This window comes from Persephonella marina EX-H1, from assembly GCF_000021565.1.
In the GTDB taxonomy this organism is placed as follows: Bacteria; Aquificota; Aquificia; order Aquificales; family Hydrogenothermaceae; genus Persephonella; species Persephonella marina.
In genome coordinates this window covers 1,561,990-1,573,282 of record NC_012440.1, presented here as the reverse complement: position 1 = coordinate 1,573,282, position 11,293 = coordinate 1,561,990, and the positions used below count along the sequence as shown (strand labels likewise).

Annotated in this window: 13 protein-coding genes; 11 read left to right on the top strand and 2 right to left on the bottom strand. The window is 36.1% G+C overall.

Annotated elements, in window-relative coordinates:
* Nucleotides 1–39 precede the first annotated feature (39 nt).
* From PERMA_RS08065 to PERMA_RS08015, 11 genes are all read left to right on the top strand, one after another.
* Entirely contained in the window at nt 40–240 is a 201-nt protein-coding gene (locus PERMA_RS08065) for a DUF2281 domain-containing protein (protein WP_012676318.1), read from the top strand.
* Nucleotides 230–649 carry a PIN domain-containing protein gene (locus PERMA_RS08060; RefSeq protein WP_012675205.1) on the top strand — a complete coding sequence of 140 codons (420 nt, stop codon included), beginning with the start codon at nt 230–232 and terminating at the stop codon, nt 647–649. Before PERMA_RS08065 ends, PERMA_RS08060 begins: the two co-directional genes overlap by 11 nt.
* 1 nt (nt 650) lies before the next feature.
* Entirely contained in the window at nt 651–1,823 is a 1,173-nt protein-coding gene (neuC, locus tag PERMA_RS08055) for a UDP-N-acetylglucosamine 2-epimerase (protein ID WP_012676780.1), read from the top strand.
* Nucleotides 1,816–2,880 (top strand): sugar phosphate nucleotidyltransferase, encoded by a 1,065-nt coding sequence (locus PERMA_RS08050; RefSeq protein WP_012676155.1) that lies wholly within the window; start codon nt 1,816–1,818, stop codon nt 2,878–2,880. Before neuC ends, PERMA_RS08050 begins: the two co-directional genes overlap by 8 nt.
* Before the next feature lie 8 nt (nt 2,881–2,888).
* Nucleotides 2,889–3,563, top strand: coding sequence for an acylneuraminate cytidylyltransferase family protein (locus PERMA_RS08045; protein ID WP_083761649.1), 675 nt, complete (start codon nt 2,889–2,891; stop codon nt 3,561–3,563).
* Nucleotides 3,553–5,469, top strand: a complete 1,917-nt coding sequence (locus PERMA_RS08040; RefSeq protein ID WP_012675892.1) for a motility associated factor glycosyltransferase family protein — start codon at nt 3,553–3,555, stop codon at nt 5,467–5,469. Before PERMA_RS08045 ends, PERMA_RS08040 begins: the two co-directional genes overlap by 11 nt.
* 81 nt (nt 5,470–5,550) lie before the next feature.
* Nucleotides 5,551–6,417 (top strand): flagellin N-terminal helical domain-containing protein, encoded by an 867-nt coding sequence (locus PERMA_RS08035; protein ID WP_012676788.1) that lies wholly within the window; start codon nt 5,551–5,553, stop codon nt 6,415–6,417.
* Between the two features lie 60 nt (nt 6,418–6,477).
* Complete coding sequence (locus tag PERMA_RS08030) at nt 6,478–6,840, top strand: flagellar protein FlaG (protein WP_012675721.1); 363 nt, start codon at nt 6,478–6,480, stop codon at nt 6,838–6,840.
* Nucleotides 6,841–6,844: 4 nt separating this feature from the next.
* Nucleotides 6,845–8,173, top strand: a complete 1,329-nt coding sequence (gene fliD / locus PERMA_RS08025) for a flagellar filament capping protein FliD (protein ID WP_015898892.1) — start codon at nt 6,845–6,847, stop codon at nt 8,171–8,173.
* Between the two features lie 13 nt (nt 8,174–8,186).
* Nucleotides 8,187–8,555, top strand: coding sequence for a flagellar export chaperone FliS (gene fliS / locus PERMA_RS08020; protein WP_012676273.1), 369 nt, complete (start codon nt 8,187–8,189; stop codon nt 8,553–8,555).
* Complete coding sequence (locus PERMA_RS08015) at nt 8,528–8,779, top strand: hypothetical protein (RefSeq protein ID WP_012675615.1); 252 nt, start codon at nt 8,528–8,530, stop codon at nt 8,777–8,779. Before fliS ends, PERMA_RS08015 begins: the two co-directional genes overlap by 28 nt.
* On the opposite strand, the gene PERMA_RS08010 is transcribed toward PERMA_RS08015, so the two are convergent.
* Together PERMA_RS08010 and flgK are read right to left on the bottom strand one after the other, a co-directional pair.
* Nucleotides 8,780–9,745, bottom strand: a complete 966-nt coding sequence (locus tag PERMA_RS08010; protein WP_012676525.1) for a flagellin N-terminal helical domain-containing protein — start codon at nt 9,743–9,745, stop codon at nt 8,780–8,782.
* A 65-nt stretch (nt 9,746–9,810) separates the two neighbouring features.
* Nucleotides 9,811–11,268: a flagellar hook-associated protein FlgK gene (flgK, locus tag PERMA_RS08005; RefSeq protein WP_012675866.1), complete on the bottom strand. Its 1,458-nt coding sequence runs from the start codon at nt 11,266–11,268 to the stop codon at nt 9,811–9,813.
* Nucleotides 11,269–11,293 lie beyond the last annotated feature (25 nt).

The window sequence follows — 11,293 nt, the reverse complement described above, 5'->3', positions numbered from 1 at the left end:
ATTAAGATTTGATTGAAGGCTTGCTAATGGAGGCTTAAGATGGAAAAGAAAGAAGATATATATATAAACATTGGAATACTACCTGAAGAAGCCAGAAACGAGCTGTTGAACTACTATGAGTATCTGTTAAAAAAATATAATAAAAACAAAAAGGAACTTTTAAAAACCCTGCTTTCAGATCCAAAAGGCAAACTACCTGAAAATTACAAATTTAATAGAGAAGAAGCTCATGAGAGATAGGATATTTATTGACACAAATATCTTGATCTACTCTATCTCTAAGAACTGCCAAAAGTGTGAGATAGCAAGACAGATCTTAATAGACAATGCAGACTTAATAACTTTAAGTTCTCAAGTTATAAATGAGTTTATAAATGTTTGTATTAAGAAAAAAATTTTATCTGAAGAACTTACATTTATGTATGCTAATGAATTTATGGATATTTTTGATTTTTATATTATCAGTAAAAAGGAAATAAGATTAGCTATAAGTATTAAGCAAAGATACGGATTTTCCTACTGGGACAGTTTGATAATAGCATCAGCTTTAGAAAGCGGCTCTTCAGTTTTATACACTGAGGATTTACATCACAATCAAAAAATTGAGAACAGCCTGAAAATCATAAATCCTTTTGCTAAAAGAGAGTGATATGAATAAAAGAAAAATATGTGTGTTTACAGGGACTAGAGCTGAATACGGACTTTTGAAGCCTCTTATGGAAGAGATCAGTAAGGATAAAGATCTGGAGTTACAGATAGTTGTTTCAGGAATGCATCTATCCCCGGAGTTTGGGCTGACATACAGGGATATACAAAAAGACGGTTTTAATATAGATGAGAAAGTTGAGATGCTTCTATCCTCAGATACACCTGCCGGTATATCAAAATCTATAGGTCTTGGAATCATTGGTTATACAGACGCACTAAACAGACTAAAACCTGATATCACCGTAGTTCTTGGAGACAGATTTGAGGCTTTAGCCTTTGCGGTATCATCCTTCACACTCAGAATTCCGGTAGCTCACATTCACGGGGGAGAGATAACGGAAGGAGCTTTAGATGAAGGATACAGACACGCTATAACTAAACTTTCTTTTCTCCATTTCACATCCACAGAAGAATACAGAAAAAGGGTTATCCAGCTTGGAGAAGAACCTGAAAGGGTTTTTAATGTTGGAGCTTTAGGTATAGATAATATAAAAAGATTAAAACTGCTATCTAAGGATCAGCTTGAGAAAAAGCTTGGTTTTAAACTATGGGAGAGGAATCTTCTTATAACATTCCATCCTGAGACATTATCAAAAATATCATCTGCAGAAATTTTTAAAATACTCCTGGAAGTTCTTGACCAGCTTAAGAACACAAAACTTATATTCACAAAATCAAACGCAGATCCTGAAGGAAGAAAGATAAATGCATTAATAGATGAGTATGTAACAAGAAATCCTGAAAAGGCTGTAGCCTTCACATCAATGGGACAGCTTTTATACCTTTCAACGATGAGATACGTTGATGCTGTTGTAGGAAACTCATCAAGCGGGATAATAGAGGCACCATCTTTCAGGATAGGAACTATAAATATAGGAAACAGACAGAAAGGAAGGGTAAAAGCTGAGAGTGTTATAGACTGTGACCCAGATTATGAGAGTATAAAAAAAGCCTTTGAAAAACTATACTCTCCTGAATTTAAGAAAATCTTGAAAAAGACAAAAAATCCATACGGAGACGGTATCGCATCTGTAAAAATAAAAAATATACTGAAAACTTACGATATTAAAGATATCAGGAAAAGCTTTTATGATTTAGAGGTAGATGATGTATAAGGACATATTTATAAAACCTGAAAACACAATCACAGAAGCCTTAAAAAAGTTAGACAGAACATCTGAGAAGGTTCTGCTTGTAACCAATGAGAAAGATGAGCTTATAGGTGCTTTAACAGATGGGGATATAAGGAGATACATTCTCAGGACAGGTAAGATAGAAGGTTTTGTGAAGGATGTTTACAATCCCAATCCTATTTTCATATACGAAGATGAGATAGATGAGACAAGAATAAAAGAGATAATGGTTGGAAAAAAAATAGAGCTTATCCCTGTTTTAGACAGAAAAAAGCATGTAAAAACATTCATAACATGGACATCATTTTTCGGTAAGAAAGAGATCCCCTACGAAAAGATAGATGAGGATATACCTGTTGTTATAATGGCAGGCGGTAAAGGAACAAGGATGCGTCCATTTACGGAAGTTCTCCCTAAACCTCTGATCCCTGTGGGAAATAAAACAGCTGTTGAGTATATAATTGATCAGTTTAAAAAGTTCGGAATAAGAAGGTTCATACTCACACTGAACTACAAAGGTGAGCTTATAGAAGCTTACTTTAACGGTATTGAAAAGGATTACTCTATAGATTTTGTGTGGGAGGATGATTTTTATGGAACAGCCGGCAGTCTAAAACTGATTCAGGACAGGATAAACTCAGACTTTATAGTATCAAACTGCGACATCATAGTAAGGGCAAATATGAAAAAGGTTCTTGACTTCCACAGGAAGAACAGAGCCTATCTCACCTCAATCACATCAATACAGCATTATAAAATACCCTACGGTGTTGTAAATCTTACAGATGGTGGGAAGATTGACCATATTGAAGAAAAGCCTGAGTACACATTTCCTATAAATACAGGTGTTTATGTACTGAATAAAAAAGCTTTAGATTACATTCCTGAAAAAAGCTTTTACGATATGCCACAGCTTATAGACGATCTTATAAAAGATAAGAAGGATGTTTATGCATACCCTGTAAATGAGAGTGATTATATAGACCTTGGACAGTGGGATGAGTACAGAAAAGCTCTTGAGAAACTGGTTATCGTATGAGTAAAGATATGAAAATACACGCTCTTATACCTGCACGATCTGGAAGTAAAGGTATTCCTAAAAAAAATATTGTGAATCTTGGTGGAAAACCTCTAATATACTGGACTATAAAAGCGTCTATTGAGAGCAGGTATATAGAAAGAACATTTGTATCAACGGACAGTAATGAGATAGCGGATATATCAAAAAAATATGGAGCTGAGATACCATACATAAGACCAGAGGATCTTTCACAGGATGAAACACCAACAAAGGATGTTATATTTTACCACTTACAGTATTTCAGACCTGATGTTCTGGTACTTCTCCAGCCAACATCACCTCTGAGGGATAAAGATCATATAGACAGGGCAGTTGAGCTGTTTCTGGAGAAAAAGCCTGAGGCTGTTATAAGTGTGAGGGAAGCTTCAGAAAAACCTTTCTGGATGATGGAAATAGATAAAGATGGTTTTCTTAAACATCTCTTCAAAGAAAGATTCACAAGAAGACAGGACATGCCTTCAGTATACATACCTAACGGTGCGATATACATATACGATGTAAAAACACTGCTGAAAAATAAAGATCTTTTTCCAGAAAGGACTATCCCTTTCATTATGGACAGGATCAGCTCTATAGATATAGACGATCATACAGACCTGAGAATAGCAGAGATATTCATAGGAGAGAGATATGAGAAATAAGATGAAGCTTTACAAGAAAAATTTAAGATACTTCAAGGAAGAAAAGACTGATATATACAGCTTTATAAAGGACTGTTCCCTCTCAGATATAACATTCTCACAGACAGAAGAAGGTTTTATCATAAAAACTGGAAGTAATATATACGTAGAGGATATTAAGACAGAAAGCTTACTTTTCAGCAATCTGGAGTTTGTTTTTCTTTTCCCGCAGTACAAAGAGAATAAAAACCTGAAAGATTACATACACTCAAAACTTGTAGAAAGTCTTGAGGCAGACAGGGAGATTGAAAGTGTTAAGGAAAACTTCTCCAAAGTTATCTTAGATCACAGATACTTCCCAGTTGTTTTTATCAACGGTCTTGGAACAGGAAGAATTCTAAAAACACTTACAGATGAGATAAAGACAGATCTTATAATCGTTTATGAACCTGATCCTTACAAGTTTGTTATATCACTTTACAATGTTGACTACAGTGAGATGTTTGATAGGTATAAACTATACCTCATTATAGGCAACGATGAAAATATAATAAGAAGATCAGTAAAGGATATAATAACGAAAAACAATCCTGTCTTAATTCCTTTTTTAGCAAAGGTAAATCTTTATATAAACAACACTTACAGTGAAAATTTTGATACAATCCTGAAAAAAGCTTTACTTCTATCCATAAAAGGGTGGGGATTTTATGATGATGAGAAGATAGCATTAAAACATGGACTTGAAAATCTAAAGGAAAAACCACCATACCTTTTCAGACCTTCAAAAAAGATAGAAAACTCAACGGTATTCATAGTAGCTTCAGGACCTTCACTTGAGAAAGATATTGGTTTTATAAGAGATAATGCAGATAAAGCTGTTATCTTTTCCTGTGGAACAGCACTTCACAAACTTTACAAAGAAGGGATAACACCTGATTTTCATATAGAACTTGAGAGGGAGACTATAAGAAAAGATATTCTTGAGAGATTACCTGCAGATTATCTTAAAAAGATAGATCTTATCGCCGCTGATGTTGTACACCCTGATATAAAAAGAATGTTTAAAAATGCTTACCTTTTTTTCAGGGAAGGGGCTATTCACACAAAAATACTGAACCCATCTTTTATACCACCTGCCATTACACCGACAGTAACAAATACAGCAACCTCTATAGCCATTATCTCAGGATTTGAGAATATAATCTTCTTTGGAACTGATATGGGATTTAAAGAAAGGGAGAAAAAACATGTCTCAGGGACGATATTTGATAGTAAGGAGTTCAAGTATATTGAGGAGTTTATGGAGGTTCAGCTTGAGGTTGATGGTAACTTTGGAGGCAGAGTTTTAACAAATGATATACTCCTCTGGTCAAAGGAACATCTTGATATACTCATATCCTCATTTAAGGACAGGAACTTTTATAACTGTTCTGATGGGGCTAAGATTGAGAGTGCTGTTCCTGTTAAAGATCCTTCCAGTATAAATATCCCAGAGATCAAAAAGGATCAGATACTGGAAAATATTTACTCCCTTTTCTCAGACGATTACAGCGTCATAATAAACCCAGACGGATCAGACTTTTTTGATACCTCCATCAATATGTTGGACAGTTTTATATCACATGTAAAAGAGGCAGATTTAGAAAACTTTGAGAAACTTGTTGAATTTGTAAAAGAAGGCTATGATCTCATTCTCAGTTATCAAAAGTACGAAGTTCCGTACATCTTACTTTCAGGAAGTATGAAAACTATACTTCTGTATATTTACAAGCTTGGAATTATATATTCAGGGGATGCCGGAAACAGAATGCTTGAGGAGAAGAAGGAAAAGGCTTTAAATGGTTTATTAACCATAAAAGACGATCTGAAACTCTTAAAACCTTATCTTGACGGCAGTCTGATCAGGCAGATATACAACGGTAAATAAAAACTATTAAATTTCCTAAAAAATTATAAACCACCTCCGATAATAGAAATCAACAAAACACTTTATCGGAGGTAACCAGTTATGGGTGCTTTAAGAATTAACTACAACTATCAGGCGGATTTCACACTAAACAACCTGAAGAAAACAGAGTTCAGCCTGAACAAATCCCTGGAAAGACTCGCCACAGGTTATAGAATCAACAGGGCTGCTGACGATGCTGCAGGACTTTATATCGCAGACCAGCTCAAAACATATGCTGTATCACTTGAACAGGGAACAAGAAACGCTCAGGATGGTGTAAGTATCGCACAGATAGGACAGGGATCATTAACTGAGGTTTACAACATACTTAATGATGTAAAAGCCAAAGTCATCCAGGCATCAAACACATTAGACTCCAACGCAAGAGCACAGATACAGCAGGATATTAACTCTCTCGTTGATGCTATAAGCAAGATCTTCTCTGACACAGAGTTCAACGGTATACAGCTTTTCGCAAGTACGGCATCTCTTGCTACAAGTTTCAACATCCATTACGGTGGTAGAACTAACCAGAACTTACAGATCTCAATCGGTGTGGCTGTTGCTACAGCAGGTTCAACTGGAACTGCAGCATCAACAGTCCAGATAGGAGCCTCATCATACTCAATAGATGTTACAACATCTACAGCAGCTAACACATCAGTTCAGACTGTTGACAACCTTATAAAAGCTGTTGATGATCTTAACGCAAAACTCGGTTCTTACCAGATTGAGCTTGAGAAGATCATCTCAAACAACGAGACACAGAGAATAAACACATCAGAAGCGGAATCAAGAATAAGAAACGTGGATATGGCAAAAGAGATGTCTGCATTCACAAAATACCAGATCCTTATGCAGTCTGGTACAGCTATGCTTGCTCAGGCAAATCAGGTTCCACAGATGGTTTTACAATTACTCAGATAATTCTTATATTTATAGAGGAGGGTCTTTCCCTCCTTATAATTAATTATGGAAGGTAAAGCCATGGATATAAAAAGTATCAACAACATGCTTGATAAAACACTTGTTCAGGGCGGTTCAAAATCAGTTGAAGCACAGAACAGTCAGATAAACAGACAGAACGATATAAACCAGCAGCTAAAGGAAGAACTGAAAAAGCTTGATAAAAACCAGATAGAGTCTCTTCTCAAAGGTATAAAAGAAAAGTTTGATTATATGAACAAGTATCTGAAAATAGAGATAGACAAGGATCTTCAGGAACCTGTTATAAAGATTATTGATAAAAAGACGAATGAGGTTGTAAGGCAGATACCACCAGAATACTTACTGGAGCTTGCTAAAAGAATTGATGAGTTAGTTGGCCTGCTTTTCAGGAAAGAGGTGTAGGGTTATGGCTGGAGAGATCTATTTCAGCAATCTTGCTGGAAATTTTGATTACCAACAGATACTTGATCAGGTTCAGTATATAAAAAGTCAACAGATACTCCTTCTTCAGGAAAGGGAAGCCCATATACAGTCAAAAAAGGATGCCATAACAAACTACAGAACACTTATAAAAGATCTTCAGGGTATCTTTGAAGATCTTGTTTCTCCTACACTTTTTGCTGAAAAGTCGGTCAGCATATCAGATGAGACAGCATTATCCGTAACGATAACAGATCCAACACAGGTATCTGAGAGCAACCTGGATATATCCGTTCTCCAGCTTGCAAAAAATGATGTATGGCTAACAGGTGGAGGCGTTGCAGATAAAAATGCTGCTATAACATCTCTTTCAGCAGGTTCATTAACAGTATCCTATCAGGGAACGGATTACACAATAAACTACGACAACACAGACTCACTCCAGTCTATAGTTGACAAACTTAACACACAGTTCCAGAGCAACAACGCAAACCTGTCAGCGTCCTTATTCTTTGATGGGGTGAACTACAGACTTATGATAAAGGGACTTGATACAGGAGCAGGTAACACCGTAACTATAACAGACTCCCTGACAGGGGCAGGAAGTTTAACAGATGCACTTGGAGGTTTTAATAACGTCCAGACAGCACAGAACGCCCAGATAAGTATATACGGAACTACCGTTGAAAGCAGCACGAATACATTTGACTCAGTCCTTCCAGGTGTTGTTATAGAGGCAAAAAGTGTGACAGCATCTCCTGTTAACGTGACTATAGGAAAAGATTACCAGCCTTTTAAGGACAAACTCCAGGAGTTTATATCCAAATACAATGAGATAGTTGATTTTGTCCAGACAAACACATCAAAAGAGGGTGTTCTTTCTGGGGATTACACACTCCAGTCAATAAGATCACAGATATTTAACGGACTTACACCTCTTATGGAGCTTGGCATTATAAATGTTGACAAAGATACAGGACATCTATCAATAGATAACACAGAGTTAGATAACAAACTCCAGACGGAACCTTCAACAGTACAGACAAAGATATCAGATCTTGATAATAATCTTAGAGATTACTTTTACTCTGTTCTTGATCCATACGGACCTTTAAAATCTAAAGAAAAAGGGTATGACAGACAGATTGAGGCTATAGAGAAAAAGATAGAGATAGACACGAAGAGAATAGATGCTGAGATAGAGATACTTAGAAAACAGTTTATAGCACTGCAGGTTTATATGGCTGAGATGGAAGATCTGAGACTTAGACTTTCCTCACTTTTCACCAACCAGACAACACAACAGACACAGTAAGGAGGTTTAAGTAATGACAAATCCATATGATATTTATATAAAAACTGATATTGAAACAGCCTCTCCATTAAAACAGATAATCATGCTTTACGATAAAGCTATAGTATCTCTGAAACAGGCTGTTGAGGATATAAAAAATAACAGGATAAAGGACAAGGTTGAGAATATTCATAAAGCAACCGATATAATACTTGCCCTTGATGCTGCACTTGATCTTGAAAAAGGTGGAGAGATAGCAAAGAACCTTAAAGATCTTTATAACTTCGCCTACAACAAGCTTCTTGAGGCACACGCAAAAAATGATACAGAACTTATAAACGATATTATTGAAATACTGGAGACATTAAGATCAGCATGGGAAGAGATAGAATCAAAGAGTTAGACAGGATATTTGACAACATATTTACAGCCCTACAGAACGATGACTTTGAAAAACTTGAGATCCATTTCAAAGAGATAAAAGAGTTCTCCCTTGAAGGTATAGAAAAATCTGATATACCTGATATTATGAGTAAGATAGAAGCTGTAAAAGATATGATAGACCAGAAACAGAAGGGTATAATCAGTAAGATATCAAAAAAGGAAAATGTTAAACATTACAAGTAATCATTTTATAAATTTAAGAAGACTTAGATCCTTGTTCTGGGCTATTGATGCAAGAAGTGCCTCATAAGCTGTCTTAGATTTTTCAAGCTCAGATATCACACCGGCATAATCGGCATCCTCAAGCTTGGATATAAGTTCAGAGAAGTTTACCCTCATCGTATCATTCTGAACTTTAAGGTTATCAGCTATAACCATCTGTTCCCCGATTTTTGATCTCTGCTGCATAACCTTATCAAGTCCAATATCAAAGGCTTCAAGAATAGTCACATTTCCGTAATTTTTTCCATCAACTGTCACATTTATAGTTGCTGTGTTTATCTCCTCAAGGCTTCTTGTTGGTGGTGATGCTGAAGCTCCGTCTATGATTGATATGATCTCATCTATAGCATCTACCATCGCCATCTTTCCTGTATTTGTATTAACGCCGAGATATGACTGTCCGTTAAATGTTGTGTTCAGCTCAACACCTTTTGCTACAGGAACTGTGGTCTCAACTGTTTCACCCTGATAAACACCTGTTACAGGATCAAAGGGATCTATCTGTGATTTAACACCACCGAAGATTCTTGAATCACCTATAGATACATTTGCCTGGTTTATTATGTAATCCCTCAGTGAGCTGAGATAATCCCTGAGTATCTGGGCATCCTCATAATCAAGAACACCTGTGTTCATAAGTCTTATAATCTCAACCCTCACTTCCTGTCCTGCATTTACAATATTTCCAAGTGTTGACTCTGCAACATCAAGCGTTCCTTTTACAAGATCTATATTCCTGTTGTATGTCTCAATATCATTATTAAGTCTTTTAAATCTGAGTGATCTGACAGTGTCTATAGTGTTATCAGATGGTGAGAGAAGTTTTTTTCCTGATGCAAGCTCTTTTGTATATCTCTCTATATCCTTTTCTCTGATCCTGTCGTATTTTATAAACGTATCAAAAAATGATATATCAGGAATTCTCATCTCTTTACCCTACTTCAGTTATTAACCGATATTATTATCGGAATAATAATTTTATTTTTTAGCTACTATTTTACAAGACCCAGTAATGTCTGTAAAAGTTCATCTGTAACATTTATTATCTTTGCTGAAGCCTCGTAGGCTCTCTGAAGTTTTGTAAGGTTAATAAGCTCCTCATCAAGATTTACAGATGATATCTCCTTCATCTTACTGTCAACAGTCTCAAGAATAAGGTTCTGCTCCTGATAGAGATTTTCTACCCTGTTTATCTCAAATCCAAGAGGTGCTATCATCTCTGAGCTGTAAAACTCTGAGTATGATTTGTTCTTTATAAATGTGTAGCTGTCAAAGCTGTTTAATGTGTAAGTTATCCCACCGATTGTCAGAGATCCTGTTGTTGAAAGTGTTGTCTCCTCTGCAGCTGTAAGCACACCTGTTATGTCATCCTTAAGGGCTATTATCTTTTTAATATTAGTGTTGTCTGAGTTTGTGTATGCAGGATCTGAAGCGGCTGCTATACTTTCAGGATCTGTAATACCTACAACAATATTTGATGCATCAAGATTATTCTTGTTACTTGAAGGGTCTATCGTAAAGAAATCTATACCTGTGTTTCCGTTAAGATCAAAACCTGCCCTGTGCTGTTTGTTCACCACCATGGCAAGTACTGTAGTAAAATCGTTCAGCTTATTGATACTTTCATTAATCTTCTTTATACCCTGAAGATATCCACCGATCTTTCCTTTATCAAACAGAAATGTTATATCTGTCCCCTCATGTCTTATAACAGGATCACCGTTACTGTCTGTCTCGTAAGTTAGAGGGATATTTCTGTCAAAAATAACAAGTGGGTGACCTTTCACAGTTGATATATCAACCGTCTGGTCATCTCTGAATGTAACCTTTACATCTATAAGTGATGATATCTCCTTTAAAAGCCTGTCCCTCTCATCAAGATACTCATTTCTTTTTGCAGGATCCGCTGTGTAAAATCTTATATTCTTGTTTACTGTTGCTATCTGTCCTGTAAGATCGTTAAGTCTGTTCAGATTGTCCCTTATTGAGAGTGATGTTTTTTCTTTAATATCTGTTAAGGTTTCATAACTGTTCCTGATCCTTCCTACAAGAGCTTCAGCCTTTGATAAAGCTGAATACCTTGCAGCTATATCATCAGGATTTACGGCAATATCGTTGAATGAGTTAAAAAACTGGTTCAGCTCATCAGCAAAACCTGAGCCCTGTATGTCGTTAAAAACAGACTCTACCTGCTGAAGTATATCCTTGTAATTCTCATAACCTGTTTTCAGATTGTTTGTGTTCACATACCTGTTGAAATAAGCCTGATTGAAAGCTCTTTCTACAGTCTTTAGCTCAACGCCACCTGTTGGGATATTTGCGAGCTGTGGTATCTTCCTTGAGTAACCGTCTGTATAAACATTTGATATATTGCTGTTTGTTGTGTTTATCGCATTTTTGTGGGTTAAGAGGGACTGGCCTGCTATGGAAAGGGAGTAAAAGAGCGACATTTCAGAACACCTCAAATAGGTTGTT

Bases quoted from the DNA above. Each gene is read 5' to 3' on its own strand.
- PERMA_RS08065 (WP_012676318.1), top strand. From the start codon at position 40: ATGGAAAAGAAAGAAGATATATATATAAACATTGGAATACTACCTGAA.
- PERMA_RS08060 (WP_012675205.1), top strand. From the start codon at position 230: ATGAGAGATAGGATATTTATTGACACAAATATCTTGATCTACTCTATC.
- neuC (WP_012676780.1), top strand. From the start codon at position 651: ATGAATAAAAGAAAAATATGTGTGTTTACAGGGACTAGAGCTGAATAC.
- PERMA_RS08050 (WP_012676155.1), top strand. From the start codon at position 1,816: ATGTATAAGGACATATTTATAAAACCTGAAAACACAATCACAGAAGCC.
- PERMA_RS08045 (WP_083761649.1), top strand. From the start codon at position 2,889: ATGAAAATACACGCTCTTATACCTGCACGATCTGGAAGTAAAGGTATT.
- PERMA_RS08040 (WP_012675892.1), top strand. From the start codon at position 3,553: ATGAGAAATAAGATGAAGCTTTACAAGAAAAATTTAAGATACTTCAAG.
- PERMA_RS08035 (WP_012676788.1), top strand. From the start codon at position 5,551: ATGGGTGCTTTAAGAATTAACTACAACTATCAGGCGGATTTCACACTA.
- PERMA_RS08030 (WP_012675721.1), top strand. From the start codon at position 6,478: ATGGATATAAAAAGTATCAACAACATGCTTGATAAAACACTTGTTCAG.
- fliD (WP_015898892.1), top strand. From the start codon at position 6,845: ATGGCTGGAGAGATCTATTTCAGCAATCTTGCTGGAAATTTTGATTAC.
- fliS (WP_012676273.1), top strand. From the start codon at position 8,187: ATGACAAATCCATATGATATTTATATAAAAACTGATATTGAAACAGCC.
- PERMA_RS08015 (WP_012675615.1), top strand. From the start codon at position 8,528: ATGGGAAGAGATAGAATCAAAGAGTTAGACAGGATATTTGACAACATA.
- PERMA_RS08010 (WP_012676525.1), bottom strand. From the start codon at position 9,745: ATGAGAATTCCTGATATATCATTTTTTGATACGTTTATAAAATACGAC.
- flgK (WP_012675866.1), bottom strand. From the start codon at position 11,268: ATGTCGCTCTTTTACTCCCTTTCCATAGCAGGCCAGTCCCTCTTAACC.